The sequence below is a fragment of the Luteibacter aegosomaticola genome (assembly GCF_023078475.1).
GTDB classification, from domain to species: Bacteria; Pseudomonadota; Gammaproteobacteria; order Xanthomonadales; family Rhodanobacteraceae; genus Luteibacter; species Luteibacter aegosomaticola.
Genome location: NZ_CP095741.1, coordinates 4372501 through 4386684, shown reverse-complemented (window position 1 = coordinate 4386684; position 14184 = coordinate 4372501). Strand labels below are relative to the sequence as shown.

The 14184-nt window shown below is 66.4% G+C and carries 14 protein-coding genes (1 of these 14 only partly in view); 11 read left to right on the top strand and 3 right to left on the bottom strand.

Features of this window, described 5'->3' with window-relative positions:
- Positions 1 to 78: 78 nt before the first annotated feature.
- Positions 79 to 1299: a putative DNA modification/repair radical SAM protein gene (locus tag L2Y96_RS19670; protein WP_425492454.1), complete on the top strand. Its 1221-nt coding sequence runs from the start codon at positions 79 to 81 to the stop codon at positions 1297 to 1299.
- Positions 1299 to 2708: a UdgX family uracil-DNA binding protein gene (locus L2Y96_RS19665; protein ID WP_247329623.1), complete on the top strand. Its 1410-nt coding sequence runs from the start codon at positions 1299 to 1301 to the stop codon at positions 2706 to 2708. Before L2Y96_RS19670 ends, L2Y96_RS19665 begins: the two co-directional genes overlap by 1 nt.
- A gap of 108 nt (positions 2709 to 2816) precedes the next feature.
- Here L2Y96_RS19665 and L2Y96_RS19660 read toward each other — a convergent pair whose 3' ends face one another.
- Complete coding sequence (locus tag L2Y96_RS19660; protein WP_247329620.1) at positions 2817 to 4082, bottom strand: 6-phosphofructokinase; 1266 nt, start codon at positions 4080 to 4082, stop codon at positions 2817 to 2819.
- A 202-nt stretch (positions 4083 to 4284) separates the two neighbouring features.
- Here L2Y96_RS19660 and L2Y96_RS19655 point away from each other — a divergent pair, with 202 nt between their 5' ends.
- The 7 genes from L2Y96_RS19655 (at position 4285) to L2Y96_RS19625 (ending at position 11655) form a co-directional block, all read left to right on the top strand.
- Positions 4285 to 4866, top strand: a complete 582-nt coding sequence (locus L2Y96_RS19655) for an adenylate kinase (protein ID WP_247329617.1) — start codon at positions 4285 to 4287, stop codon at positions 4864 to 4866.
- Between the two features lie 52 nt (positions 4867 to 4918).
- Positions 4919 to 6277, top strand: a complete 1359-nt coding sequence (gene mpl, locus L2Y96_RS19650; protein WP_247329614.1) for a UDP-N-acetylmuramate:L-alanyl-gamma-D-glutamyl-meso-diaminopimelate ligase — start codon at positions 4919 to 4921, stop codon at positions 6275 to 6277.
- Between the two features lie 10 nt (positions 6278 to 6287).
- Positions 6288 to 6890: an LON peptidase substrate-binding domain-containing protein gene (locus L2Y96_RS19645; protein WP_247329611.1), complete on the top strand. Its 603-nt coding sequence runs from the start codon at positions 6288 to 6290 to the stop codon at positions 6888 to 6890.
- Positions 6891 to 6901: 11 nt separating this feature from the next.
- Positions 6902 to 7717 (top strand): SDR family oxidoreductase, encoded by an 816-nt coding sequence (locus L2Y96_RS19640; protein WP_247329608.1) that lies wholly within the window; start codon positions 6902 to 6904, stop codon positions 7715 to 7717.
- 215 nt (positions 7718 to 7932) lie between these two features.
- Complete coding sequence (locus tag L2Y96_RS19635) at positions 7933 to 9270, top strand: sigma-54 interaction domain-containing protein (RefSeq protein ID WP_425492453.1); 1338 nt, start codon at positions 7933 to 7935, stop codon at positions 9268 to 9270.
- A gap of 406 nt (positions 9271 to 9676) precedes the next feature.
- The gene (locus L2Y96_RS19630) at positions 9677 to 10927 is read left to right on the top strand and encodes an acetylornithine/succinylornithine family transaminase (RefSeq protein ID WP_247329602.1); all 1251 of its coding nucleotides are present in this window, start codon (positions 9677 to 9679) and stop codon (positions 10925 to 10927) included.
- 116 nt (positions 10928 to 11043) lie between these two features.
- A complete protein-coding gene (locus L2Y96_RS19625; protein WP_247329600.1) occupies positions 11044 to 11655 on the top strand; it encodes a hypothetical protein in 612 nt (203 codons plus the stop codon).
- 22 nt (positions 11656 to 11677) lie between these two features.
- On the opposite strand, the gene hemL is transcribed toward L2Y96_RS19625, so the two are convergent.
- Entirely contained in the window at positions 11678 to 12958 is a 1281-nt protein-coding gene (gene hemL / locus L2Y96_RS19620; protein ID WP_247329596.1) for a glutamate-1-semialdehyde 2,1-aminomutase, read from the bottom strand.
- Positions 12955 to 13605, bottom strand: a complete 651-nt coding sequence (thiE, locus tag L2Y96_RS19615) for a thiamine phosphate synthase (protein ID WP_247329594.1) — start codon at positions 13603 to 13605, stop codon at positions 12955 to 12957. Before thiE ends, hemL begins: the two co-directional genes overlap by 4 nt.
- Positions 13606 to 13700: 95 nt before the next feature.
- Here thiE and L2Y96_RS19610 point away from each other — a divergent pair, with 95 nt between their 5' ends.
- Together L2Y96_RS19610 and L2Y96_RS19605 are read left to right on the top strand one after the other, a co-directional pair.
- Positions 13701 to 13892: a rubredoxin gene (locus L2Y96_RS19610; protein ID WP_247329592.1), complete on the top strand. Its 192-nt coding sequence runs from the start codon at positions 13701 to 13703 to the stop codon at positions 13890 to 13892.
- 192 nt (positions 13893 to 14084) lie between these two features.
- A protein-coding gene (locus L2Y96_RS19605; protein ID WP_247329590.1) for a hypothetical protein crosses the window boundary here: on the top strand, positions 14085 to 14184 show its 5' portion. The gene runs 80 nt beyond the window's last position; only the first 100 of its 180 coding nucleotides appear in the window; it begins with the start codon at positions 14085 to 14087; its stop codon lies off the right edge, out of view.

Below are 14184 nucleotides of genomic sequence, written 5' to 3'. Positions count from 1 at the left end.
CCAGGTATCGACCCCCGATGATACGTCACCCGGGTCTTCACGCGGTTTGGGGGCGGACGAGGCACCATAGGCATCCCCATGAAGATCTCTGAGAAACTCGCCATCCTGGCCGATGCCGCCAAGTACGATGCCTCGTGCTCGTCGAGTGGCGGGAAGGGTCGTAACTCGCTCGGTACCGGGGGCATTGGCTCCACCGAAGGCATGGGTATCTGCCATGCGTATGCGCCGGATGGGCGTTGCATTTCGCTGCTGAAGATCCTGCTCACCAACTTCTGCGTGTATGACTGCGCGTACTGCGTGAATCGGCGCAGCAGCAACGTGCCGCGCGCCCGCTTCACCGCGGAAGAGGTGGTGAACCTCACGCTTGAGTTCTACCGGCGCAATTACATCGAGGGCCTGTTTCTTTCGTCGGGCATCATCCAGTCACCCGACTACACCATGGAACAGCTGGTCCGCGTGGCGCGTTCGCTACGCGTCGACCACAAGTTCGGCGGCTACATCCACCTGAAGACGATCCCCGACGCCTCACCCGAGCTAATCGATGCGGCGGGCCGCTGGGCAGACCGCCTCAGCATCAACGTGGAAATGCCCACCGAAGGCGGCCTGAAAACACTGGCGCCGGAGAAGCATCTCGGCGATATCCGCAGCGCCATGGGCCGCCTGCGCCTGTCGATCGACGAGGCAAAGGCCGAGAAGAAGGCGCCGAAGTTCGCGCCGGCGGGGCAGAGCACCCAGATGATCGTCGGTGCCGACGCCGCGAGCGATCGCGATGTGCTCACCGCCAGCACCAACCTCTATACGAACTACCGCCTGCGCCGCGTCTACTACTCCGCTTTCAGCCCGATCCCGGATGCCTCGAAGATCCTGCCGCTGAAGCCGCCGCCGCTGGTGCGCGAGCACCGCCTCTACCAGGCCGACTGGCTGATGCGTTTCTACGGCTTCCGCGCCGATGAAATCGCGCCGCCGGGTGACGACGGCATGCTCTCGCTCGAGGTGGATCCGAAGCTGGCCTGGGCGCTGCGCCACCGCGAGCAGTTCCCGGTGGACGTGAACAAGGCCTCGCGCGACATGCTCCTGCGCGTGCCGGGCCTCGGCGTAAAGACCGTGGACAAGATGATCGCCATGCGCGGCCATCGCCGCATCCGCTATGACGATCTCATCCGCCTGCGCGTGCCGGTGAAGAAGGTCGCGCCCTTCGTCGAGACCGTGGACCACCGCCCGCGCGGCGACCACGAAAGCACGGCCTTGCATCGCGACCTGCGCGAGCCGATGCCTACGCAGCCTGATCTGTTCGGCTGATGCTGCGCGTTTCGCTGGATGATCCGTCCGACCTGGGCGAGTGGCGCGGCAAGGCACGTGCGCTGTTGTTGGCTGGCGTGGAGCCCATCGACGTCGAGTGGGGCGGCGGCTTGTTCGGTGGCGACGATGCGATACCGCCGCCGCGCGAAGGCACACCGCCCAACGTGCCCCGCGATTTCCTCAACCTGGCGAACACCGTGCTGGCGCATAGCGATCCGCGCCGACACGCGGTGCTCTATCGCATGCTGTGGCGGCTGGCCCACGGCGAAAAGGGCTTGCTGGCCATCGCGACCGACGACGATGTGAGCTGGGCCCACACCTGCGTAAAGCAGGTGAACCGCGACATGCACAAGATGAAGGCCTTCGTGCGCTTCCGCGAGGTGGCGGTGGACGAAGGCACGGTGTACGTCGCCTGGTTCGAGCCCGAGCACGATATCGTCACCCGCGTGGCACCGTTCTTCGTGCGTCGCTTCACCGGCATGCGCTGGTCGCTGCTCACGCCGTCGCGCACCGCGCACTGGGATGGCGAAAAGCTGTCCTTCGGCGCGGGGGCGAGCCGTGCCGATGCACCGAGCGGCGATGCCCTCGAAGACCTATGGCGCACGTACTACAGCAGCATCTTCAACCCGGCGCGCCTGAAGGTCGACGCGATGAAGCGCGAGATGCCGGTGAAATACTGGAAGAATTTGCCGGAGGCCTCGCTGATTCCCGAACTGGTCCGCGATGCGCTGCCGCGCATGCAGGCGATGGTGGCGCGCGATGCGACGGTGCCGAAGAAGAAGTTCGCGCCATGGCAGAAGGCCGGGACGGCCGTGCCCGCAGGCAGCCTCGCCGAGTTACGCCAGCAGGCGAAGGATTGCCGAGCCTGCGAACTGTGGCGACCCGCCACGCAGACGGTCTTCGGCGAAGGCCCCGACGACGCGCGCATCGTGGTGATCGGCGAACAGCCGGGCGATCAGGAAGACCTCGCCGGGAAGCCCTTCATCGGACCCGCCGGGAAGTTGTTCGACCAGGCGCTCGCGGATGCCGGCGTGCCCCGCGCCGCGCTGTATGTCACCAACACCGTCAAACACTTCAAGTTCGAACCGCGCGGTAAGCGCCGCTTGCATAAGCGTGCCAATGCGGAAGAGCAGGCCGCGTGCCGGCCGTGGCTCGCGGCGGAAATCGACCGGATCCAGCCGGACGCGCTGGTGTGCCTCGGCGCCATGGCGGCGCAGGCGATCTTCGGCAGCGCGTTCCGCCTCATGGAGCAGCGCGGCCAATGGTTCACCCTGGCCGATGGGCGTAAAGCCATGGCGACCGTGCACCCCTCGTATCTGCTACGCCTGCCCGCGCAGGAAGACCGCGACGAAGCGTATGCCGCCTTCGTCCACGACATTCGATTGATAGGGAGCCTGCCGCCCACGTAGGAGCCCACCCTGTGGGCGACGCCGTTCGCGAAAGAGCCACAGGGCCTGTGGCGTTGTCGCGAAAGATGTCGCCCACAGGGTGGGCTCCTACAACGGCGGGGGCGTTGGTTAGGCTGGGACGAATTTTTTCAGTTTCTTCGGCACGGCGGTGTTCTTCAGCGTGACGTATTGCGGCAGGCCATCCTCGCCATACGGCGGCGGGGCTTCGCCGAGGATCAGCGGGGCGAGGTAACGCCGCGCGGCCGCCGTGATGCCGAACCCATCTTTCGAGATGAAGTTCTTCGGCATCTTCTTTTCCTGGTTGGCGATCTTGTCCAGCGGCGCCGCTTCGATCTTCCACTTATAGGGTTCGTCGGAGGTGCGCACGATCACCGGCATCACCGCGTTGAGCCCATCGGCAGCGTACTCCACGGCCTTCTTGCCCACGGCATAGGCCTGCTCCACATCCACCTTCGCCGCGATATGCCGCGCGGAGCGCTGCAGGTAATCGGGCAGGGCCCAGTGATATTTGTAGCCGAGCTTCTCTTTCACCAGCGCGGCGAGCACCGGGGCGGCACCGCCCAGCTGGGCATGGCCGAAGGCATCGCGCGCGCCGGTTTCAGCAGACTCGGCGAGGAACTTGCCATCGGAACCCTTCACGCCCTCGGAAACCACGACGGTGCAGTAGCCCACCTTCTCCACCGTGGCCTTGACCTTGGCCAGGAACGCCGCCGGGTCGAAGACGTTCTCGGGGAACAGGATGATCTGCGGCGGATCGCCCGCCTTGCTGCCGGCGAGGCCTGCGGCCGCGGCGATCCACCCGGCGTGGCGGCCCATCACCTCGATGATGAACACCTTGGTCGAGGTATCCATCATGGACGCGACATCGAGGCTCGCCTCGCGCACGGCGATCGCCGTGTACTTCGCCACCGAGCCGAAACCCGGGCAGTTGTCGGTGACGACCAGGTCGTTATCGATCGTCTTGGGCACGCCGATGCAGTTCACCTCGTAGCCCAGCGCGTGGCCGATCTTCGAGACCTTGTTGGCCGTATCGGCCGAATCGTTGCCACCGTTGTAGAGGAAGGTGCGGATATCGTGCGCCTTGAACACCGCGATCAGCCGCTCGTACTCGGCCCGGTTCTCCTCGAGCGACTTCAGCTTGTAGCGGCACGAACCAAAGGCGCCACCCGGGGTGTGCTTCAGCCCGGCGATGTTCGCCTTGGCTTCCTTGGTGGTGTCGATCAGCTCCTCGCGGAGGGCGCCGAGGATGCCGTTGCGGGCGGCGTATACCGGGATGCCCTTGTCGCGGGCGGTCTCGATGACCCCGGCGGCGGTGGCGTTGATGACGGCGGAGACACCGCCCGACTGGGCGTAGAGGAGCTTGCCGGCGGCCATGCTGCGGTTCCTTCTGGTGCGGTCGAGGCCCCTACGGTAACCCGTCCGGCGTGGCCGTGGCTTGAAGGCGGCCCCTGCGGCGCACTGCCACGCCCATGTAACAGCCGTTTGACGGGGTGGCGCCCCTGCCGTTACCGTGAGAGCCATTTTATTGTGCCCGGCGGCGGGGTTAGCCCGGCCAGCCCGGTAAACTGGAGCATCAATGCGATTCGTGCTTTTCGGCGCCCCCGGTTCGGGTAAGGGCACCCAGGCGGCCCGCCTCAAGCAGGACTACGGTATCCCGCACATCTCGACGGGCGACCTGCTCCGTGGCGAGATCAAGGAAGGGACCGAGCTCGGCAAGAAGGCCAAGGCCCTGATGGATGCCGGCCACCTGCTGCCGGACGACATCATGCTCGGCATCATCGAGCACCGCCTGGCCCAGGCCGACGCCAAGCCCGGCTTCATCCTCGATGGCTACCCGCGCAACCTGGCCCAGGCCGACGCGCTGGATAGCGTGCTCGCCAAGATCGGCCAGCCGCTCGATGTGGTCATCAAGCTCGAAGTGCCGTTCGATGCCATCGTCGCCCGTTGCGAAGTGCGTTTCGAAGCCGAACACCGCCCGGACGACGAGCCGGAAACGGTCAAGAAGCGCCTGGGCATCTACGCCGACCAGACCGCTCCGGTCGCCGAGTTCTACGCCAAGCGCGGCAAGCTCAAGATCGTCGACGGCGTCGGCGACCTCGACGACGTCACGGCGCGCATCAAGGCGGCCCTGAACGACGCCAGCGCGGCCAGCGCCTGATCCCGTCCCAGCACACGCCGGCGCCCCGCGCGCCGGCCGCGAGCCTGTAAGCATGCGCGTCCATATCCTCGGCATCGGCGGTACCTTCATGGGCGGCGTGGCCGCGCTCGGTCGCGAACTCGGCCTGCAGGTCGAAGGCTCCGACGCCAACGTTTACCCGCCCATGAGCACCCAGCTCGAAGCCCTCGGCATCGAGCTGATGCAGGGCTATACGGCTGAGCACCTCCAGCCGGCGCCGGACCTCGTCGTGGTCGGCAACGCCATGACCCGCGGCAACCCGGCCGTGGAGTACATGCTCAACGAAGGCCTGCGCTACATCTCCGGCCCGCAGTGGCTCGGCGAAACCCTGCTCGGTGGGCGCGAGGTACTCGCCGTGGCCGGTACGCACGGCAAGACCACGACCACCAGCCTGCTCGCGCACCTGCTCGACCAGGCCGGCATGGATCCGGGCTTCCTGATCGGTGGCGTGCCCGGCAACTTCGATGTCTCGGCCCGTCGCGGCAGCGGCAAGCCCTTCGTCATCGAGGCGGATGAGTACGACTCGGCGTTCTTCGACAAGCGTTCGAAGTTCGTCCACTACCGCCCGCGCATCGCCATCCTCAACAACCTGGAATACGACCACGCGGATATCTTCCCCGACGTGGCCGCCATCCAGCGCCAGTTCCACCACCTCGTGCGCACGGTGCCCGGCAACGGCCGGCTCATCGTCAACGCCGAAGATCCGTATCTGGCCGAAGTGCTGGCGATGGGCGCGTGGACGCCGGTGGAAACCTTCGGTATCGATACGGGCGACTGGCGTGCGGAACTCATCGCCGCCGATGGCTCGCACTTCCGGGTGAGCCGCCAGGGTGTGGTGCTCGGCGAGATCCGCTGGAACTCGCTGGGCCGGCACAACGTGATGAACGCGCTGGGTGCGCTCGCTGCGGCCACGGCCGCCGGCGCCGACCCGGTGGCCTTGCTACCTGCGTTTGCCAGCTTCGCCAATGCTCGCCGGCGCATGGAAGTCATCGGCGAAGCACGCGGTGTCACCGTGTACGACGACTTCGCTCACCACCCCACGGCCATCGCCACCACGCTCGCGGGTCTGCGCGCGAAGGTCGGCAAGGCTCGCATCCTGGTCGCGCTCGAGCCACGCTCGAACAGCATGCGCCTCGGTGCGCACGCCGATGCGCTGGCGCCGTCGCTGCAGGATGCCGATGGCGTGGTGTTCCTGCACCGCCCGGAACTGGCATGGGATGCCGGCAAGGTCACCGGCGCATTGTCGGGTCGCGGCACCGCCGTGCCGACGGTGGAAGCCCTGGTCGAATCACTCGCCGCGCAGGCGGGTGAGGGCGACCACGTGGTGTTCATGTCGAACGGCGGCTTCGAAGGTGCGCCACGGCGCTTCTTCGACGCGCTGCGCGCGGGTTAGACTGGCGGGCATGGCTGCGACCACGCCCGCTCTCGATCTCCCCCTGTTCCCTCTGGCGAACGTCCTTTTCCCGGGCGGCCATCTCCCGTTGCGCATTTTCGAACCGCGCTACATCGACCTGGTGCGCGAATGCGCGCGGACAGGCAGGGGCTTTGGGGTGTGCCTCATCCTCGAGGGCCGCGAAGCCGGGCAGCCGGCGATCCCGGCCGCCGTGGGCACGCTCGCGACCATCACCGATTTCCATACCCGCGAAGACGGCCTGCTCGGCATCGTCGCGGAGGGTGGCCAGCGCTTCCGTGTCACCCGCACACGCGTGCGTTCCGATGGCCAGGTGCGTGGCGACATCGCGCCGTGGGAACCGGAGACTGTCGTGCCGGTGCCGGCGGAGTTCGGCTTGCTCACCACCATCCTCGAACGGCTCGCCGACCAGATGGGCCCGCCGTGGCGCCAGGATGTCGCCGGTCGCGCGGATGACGCCAGCTGGGTGGGCTTCCGCCTGTGCGAGCTGTTGCCGCTCGACCCGAACGAATGCCAGCACATGCTCGAACTGGATGATCCGATCCAGCGGCTCGCCGAATTGCGTGACATCCTCCCGCGCTTCCAGCGCGCCTGAGTAAGCCCCTCATGACATCGCTCGCCGGGAAGACCTTGTTCATCACCGGTGCCTCGCGCGGCATCGGCCTCGCGATCGGCCTGCGCGCCGCGCGCGATGGCGCCAACGTGGTGATCGCCGCGAAGAGCGGCGTGCCCAATCCGAAGCTGCCCGGCACTATCCACACCGCCGCCGCCGAGATCGAAGCAGCCGGTGGCAAGGCGTTACCGCTCAAGGTGGATATCCGCGAAGAGGCGGAAGTGCGCATGGCGGCAGCGACAGCGGCCGAGCGCTTCGGCGGCATCGATATCGTGGTGAACAACGCCAGCGCGATCTGGCTGGCGGGTACCGAAGACACGCCGATGAAGCGCTTCGACCTGATGCACCAGGTGAATACGCGCGGCACCTTCCTCGTGACGCAGGCCTGCCTGCCGTTCCTGAAAGAGGCGGACAACCCGCACGTGCTCATGCTCTCACCGCCGCCGAGCATCGACCCGCACTGGTACGCACCGCACGTGGCTTACACCATCGCCAAGTTCGGCATGAGCCAGTGCGTCCTGGGCATGGCGCCGGAGTTCGCGCCGATGGGCGTGGCGGTCAACGCGTTGTGGCCGAAAACCGTCATCGCCACGGCCGCCATCGCCATGATCGATGGCGTGCGTGCCGAAAACTGCCGTACCCCCGAGATCGTGGCCGATGCGGCCCACGCGATCCTCACCCGTCCCGCGCGGGCGACCACCGGTCACTTCTTCATCGACGAAGCCGTTTTGCGTGAAGAAGGTGTGACGAACTTCGATCACTACGCCGTCACCCCGGGCCAGCCTCTACTACCGGACTTGTTTCTCTAGCAAGCGCGAACGCCCGCCCAAACCGCTTTGTGAGCTAGCCCGTTTGGTGTATGGCCGGTTTTTGCATGCCGGGGTAACGTCAGTTCGTCGCCCCTGGCATGACATGACAGAAGGGCGGTGTGGGGCTTGCCGGCCTGCAGGGGGTGCCGGCGGCGGGTCCAAGGGTGAACCCGCTACAGCCGGCAGCAGGCCACTGAACGGTTTGAGGAGCAGGCATGTCACGCGGGGAATCGACGGGGCGTTGCGTCGTCTGGGTTGGAAGGCCGAGCGTTGAAGAACATTTCGGACTGATACGGGCCGGCTGGCGCACCTTGGTGGCCGATCCGGCACGGCTGGACACGCACTTGCCCGAATGCGGGGACACGGCGATCGCCGTGGTCGACCTGCGCGCAAGCGCCCAGGCGGCCGTGCGCGTGTTGCAGGAACTGCGCGACAGCCATCCGGGCCTGGCCTGGATCGGGCTGACCGGCCAGCGGACGCCGGCCAACGATCCGTCCATCCAGCACGTGCTGCCGCAGGCCTTCGAGTTGATCGACGGCGCCTCCTCGCTGCAGGCGCTGCGCCAGGCGCTGCAACGCGTGCCTGCCGAAGGCATCCCGGTCTTTGATGACGACCAGCCCAGCGTCATGACCGGCAGCAGCCCGGCGATCCGCGGGCTGTCTCAGAATATTCGTAAGTTCGCTCCCGTCGAGCTGCCGCTGCTGATCACCGGCGAGACGGGTACGGGCAAGGAAATGGCCGCCCGGGCGCTGCACCAGCTCTCCGGCCGTCGCGACAAACCGTTCGCCGCGATCAACTGCGGCGCACTGCCGGCCAACCTCGTCCAGTCCGAACTGTTCGGCCACGAGCGCGGTTCGTTCACCGGCGCCACGGCGCGGCGTATCGGCCACTTCGAGTCCGCCGACGGCGGCACCGTCTTCCTCGACGAAATCGGCGACCTGCCGCTCGATGCCCAGACCAACCTGCTGCGCGTACTGCAGGAAGGCACCATCGAGCGCATCGGCAGCTGCCAGTCCATCAAGGTGAACGTGCGCGTGCTTGCGGCCACCCACGTGGATCTGGAAAAAGCCGTGGCCCAGGGTCGCTTCCGCGAGGATCTGTTCTACCGCCTCAACGTGCTGCGCCTGCGCATGCCGCCCCTGCGCGAACGCAATGGCGATATCGAGCTGCTGGCGCAGTACTTCCTGGATACGTTCCGCGAGAGCTACGGCACCCGCGCGCGGGCGTTCAGCACGGCGGCGCGCAAGGCCATGAACGCTTTTGCTTGGCCGGGCAATGTCCGTGAACTGATGAACCGAGTACAGCGCGCGGCCGTCATCGCCGACGATGCGCTGATCACGCCCGACGACCTGGAACTCAATGCCGACCTGCCGGGGCTCGATCGTGACAGCCTGGGCAGCGCGCGCACCTCGGCCGAGCGCGAGGCCATCGTGGATTGCCTGCGGGCGAGCGCGTTCAACATCAGCGAGTGCGCCCGCCGGCTGAGGGTGTCGCGCGTCACGGTGTATCGCCTCTGCAAGAAGCACCAGCTGGCCCTCGATCAGTTGCGCTGACGGGTTCCCCGGGCGGAAAAGAAAACTCCCGGCCCTCTGGGGGGTCGGGAGTTCCCATTCGTCGTCCGGCTTGGCAGGGTCGTCGGGCGAGCGAACACCACGGCTCCGGGAGCCTCCCCTGGTAAGCAGCAAGCCGCATGCCACCCGGCGCCCGCCTTGATTCGCAAGGAATTTTCCTTTCGCGGGCATTTCTTTGGCGTTCATCCGCTGTAGCGTTCTGTAACAGGCCGTTACATCGGCGGAACAGCCGTTGTCGCCGGGGCCCGCGCCTTATACGATGGGTATCCCGTGGCGCTTTCCTCGCCGCCCGGGCATCGGATCGATGTCGGACCGCAGAACGTACCGTGCGATTCCATCCGTTCCTGTTTGGGGCCAGGCGCTGCGGCCGGGCCCGGGAGTCGTTTTCATGTCGTCGCATCCTGTCGAACCCTCCGATCTCATCGGCCTGGGCAAGCGCTATTGGCTATCCGTGTACCGCCCCCGTGATGTCGTGCTCGACCACGGCAAGGGCGCCCGTGTGTGGGATACCGAAGGCCGCGACTATCTCGATTTCGGTGCGGGCATTGCCGTGAATGCCCTGGGCCACCAGGAGCCCGAACTCGTCGAAGCGCTGGTCGCACAGGCGCACAAGCTGTGGCACGCAAGCAACGTGTTCTGGACCGAGCCGCCGCTGCGTCTTGCCGAAGAACTGATCGAACACGCGCCGTTCGCCGAGCGTGTCTTCCTGTGCAACTCCGGTACCGAAGCCAACGAAGCCGCGATCAAGCTCGTGCGCAAATGGGCTGCCGGCCAGGGCCGCGCGCCGGAAGACCGCGTCATCATCACCTTCTACGGCTCGTTCCACGGCCGCACGCTGGCGTCGGTCACCGCGACCGCGCAGCCGAAGTACCAGGAAGGCTACGAGCCGCTGCCGGGTGGCTTCCGCTACGTGGCGTTCAACGATGAAGCCGCGCTGGAAGAAGCCTTCGCCAAGGGCGGCGTCGCCGCGGTGATGATCGAGCCGGTGCAGGGCGAAGGCGGTGTCACGCCGGCCGCGCCGGGCTTCCTGAAGAAGATCCGCGAGCTGTGCGATGCGCACAACGCGCTCATGGTGCTCGATGAAATCCAGTGCGGCATGGGCCGTACCGGCACGCTGTTCGCGCACACGCACGACCACGTCACGCCGGATATCGTCACGCTGGCCAAGGCGCTCGGCGCCGGTTTCCCGATCGGCGCCATGCTGGTCGGCAAGTCGGTTTCCGAAGTGATGCAGTTCGGCGCACATGGCACCACGTTTGGCGGCAACCCGATGGCGGCCGCCGTCGCTCGCGTGGCGTTGAAGAAGATCGCCTCGCCGGCGGTGCTGCTCAACGTGGAGCGCCAGGCCAACGACATCCGCAAGGGTCTCGAGAAGCTCAACCACGAATTCCATCTGTTCTCGGAAATCCGTGGCCGCGGCCTCATGATCGGCGCGGCGCTCGACGGCGCCTACAAGGGCCGCGCAGGTGAAGTGCTCGACATCGCCGCCGCCCACGGCCTGCTCATCCTGCAGGCCGGCCCGGACGTGCTGCGTATTGTCCCGCCACTCAACATCACGGATGAAGAGACGGCGGCAGGCCTCGAACGCCTGCACGCGGCGCTGGCGGAGTTCGCCAGCCGCGAAGCCAAGGTGGCCTGAAAACAAAACGCCCGGCCTGGCCGGGCGTTTTTTTGTACCGTCACTGGCCCCGGCGGTTGTAGGAGCGAGCTTGCTCGCGATGGATCAAAGCGAACCCGATAAGGATCAATAGGGACATGGCAAGGAGCAAGAAGGCTACGGCTTTCACACGGCTGACTGGCGCCGCCGTTATTTCGCTGGTGCTGGGTATGGGGATGGTTGGCGCGCAAGGCGTTGATTCCCCGCCACCGGCATATACATGGGATCAGGTACTTACACTTATTCAAACGCCGTCGGGCCCGCTTGATCAGGTGACCGTCGAGAAAGTGCTCGGCATCCGTATGACCAGAGGCACGCAGCGGGCGTCGGACAACTACGTCGCGGGGTTCTCAGAACCTCGATATGGGAAGCTGCGTATCTCGGTCGCGTTGGATTATTACCCGGTCCAGAAAGCGGGTGGCGTCGCGTCGCACCACAGTGCCTTGGAAATCTATCTCCCGCGCTCGACCTGCATCACGCCGGAGCAACTCGATAGCGATTTTAGCCAGCGAGGCATTGAGGTACGAGGCACGAAGGACCTCTCTGCGCATACCCTCCAGTATTCCGTGAACGGACGCCGAATAATTAACGTGATCTCGCCCGGGGGGAGTCCGAGCGACGTTCGACCTCGCTTGCCTCACGCTGGCGGTTCAACCGAGCCCACCTTCAAGCGATGCGTGATGTCGTTGCGAGTCGACGAAAGCGATTAGTCCTTATCGACGGTCTCCTGGATCAGCTGAGCGTCGCGAACACGGCATCGGCCGTGGCAATCGTTTCATCGATGATCGCATCGCTGTGCGCGCTGGACACAAAGCCCGCTTCGAACGCCGACGGCGCCAGGTACACGCCACGCTCCAGCATCCCGTGGAAGAACGCGTTGAACGACGCGACGTCCGCCGCCGTGGCCTGCGCATACGTTTCCACGGTTTCACCGGTGAAGAACAGGCCGAACATCGCGCCCACGCGGGTCGTGCTGAAGGGAATGCCGTGCTTCTTCGCCGCAGCGGCAATACCGTCGGTGAGCTTCGCGGTGCGCTTCGCCAGATCCTCGTAGAAGCCCGGCATCTGGATCAGTTCCAGCATCGCCAGGCCCGCGGCCATCGCCACCGGGTTACCCGAGAGCGTGCCGGCCTGGTACACCGGGCCGGCCGGGGCCACCTGTTCCATCAGGTCACGGCGACCGCCATACGCACCCACGGGCATGCCACCACCGATCACCTTGCCGAAGCAGGTGAGGTCGGGCGTGATGCCGTAATGCGCCTGCGCACCGCCGAGGGCCACGCGGAAGCCGGTCATCACTTCGTCGAAGATCAGCAGCGCGCCGTGGGCGGTGCACAGTTCGCGCAGCGCCTCGAGATAGCCTTCCTTCGGCGGAATGCAGTTCATGTTGCCGGCGACGGGCTCGATGATCAGGCCGGCGATATCGGCGCCGTGCTCGGCGAACAACGCGTGCGCGGCGTTGATATCGTTGTATGGGAGCGTGAGCGTGAGATCGGCCGCGGCCTTGGGCACGCCCGGCGAGGTCGGTACGCCAAACGTCAGCGCGCCCGAACCCGCCTTCACCAGGAAGCTGTCGCCGTGGCCGTGGTAGCAGCCTTCGAACTTCACGATCTTGTTGCGGCCGGTGGCGCCACGGGCCAGGCGGATCGCCGACATCGTCGCCTCGGTGCCCGAGTTCACCATGCGCACCATGTCGATCGACGGCACCAGCTTCACGATGGTCTCGGCCATCGTCACTTCGGCGGGGGAGGGCGTGCCGAAGCTCAGGCCATTCTGCGCGGCAGCGACCACCGCATCGCGCACCGCGGGGTGGTTATGGCCCACGATCATCGGGCCCCACGAGCCCACGTAATCGATATAACGCTTGCCTTCCACGTCCCACAGGTACGGGCCATCGGCGCGCGCGGTGAAGAACGGCTCGCCACCCACCGACTTGAAGGCGCGGACGGGGGAATTCACGCCGCCGGGCATCAGCTGGCGGGCGCGGGCGAAGAGTTCGTGGTTCGTGGTCATTGAATGATTCCGGGGCGAGCATCGAAAAGGTCGGCGAAGCGGCGCGTGGCGGCCTGGATATCGGGTGCGGCGAAGATCGCCGAGACCACCGCGATGAAATCCGCGCCTGCGTCGATCACCGAACGTGCATTGTCGGGCGTGAGGCCGCCGATAGCCACGACCGGGACGCCCAGCTGGCTGGCCTGCGTCAATACGTCGTGGGTGGTGACCGGGGCGTGCGGCTTGGTGGTCGAGGGGTACATGGCGCCGAAGCCCAGGTAATCCGCGCCCTCGTCGCGCATCTGCTTCGCCCGCTCCAGGGAGCCGTAGCAGGAGGTGCCGATGATGGCATCCGGGCCGAGGATGGCGCGCGCCTCCGCGATCGACACGTCCTGGACGCCGAGATGCACGCCGGCGGCACCGCAGGCCTGCGCCAGGGCCACGTCGTCATTGATGATCAGCGGAACATCGTGGCGGGCGCACAGGGTCGCCAGTTCGGCGGCTTCCCGGGCCCGGCGCGCGGCGTCGGTGGTCTTGTCGCGGTACTGCAGGAGACGGGCGCCGCCGGCCAGCGCGGCCTCGACGGCCGCGAACAGGTCATCGCGCGGGCCGTCGGTGATCGCATAGACGCCCTTGCCGCTCAGGCGGGCTCGGAGGAGGGTGCTCATAAGTATCCTTCGCGTGGGGGTAGGGCGCCGCGCTATCGCGGTAACGCCGGGGGTGCCAGAATGTGGGACTTACCAGTGAACCAGTACGACACGCTATGAGCAACTCGACCGAAACCACCCTGCGTAAATGGATGTGCGTTGTCTGCGGCTTCATCTACGACGAAGCGCTCGGCCTGCCCGAAGAAGACATCGCCCCGGGCACCCGCTGGGAAGACATCCCCGACACCTGGACCTGCCCCGACTGCGGCGTGACCAAGGACGACTTCGAAATGGTCGAAATGGACTAAAGCCCCGATCGTGTACGAGCGCGCTCGCGCGCGATCCCCGGGGCCTAGGCCCCGGGGCCAGCTCGCCGCAAGGCAGCAGGAAGGAATGCCCCCGCCATCCTTCCGCCACATCCCGCCACCCCCATGGCAGAAAAGCTTGCTTCCATAACCCTCAAGGCCCGAGCACGCGGCCGACCAGAGGAGGAAGCCGCCATGCAGCAATTCATTCCCTTCGAAGACCAGTGGGACGAACTGTCCGCCCTTGTGCCGTACCCGGCTGGCCCGGATGGCGTCACACCCCTTCCCTTGCCGG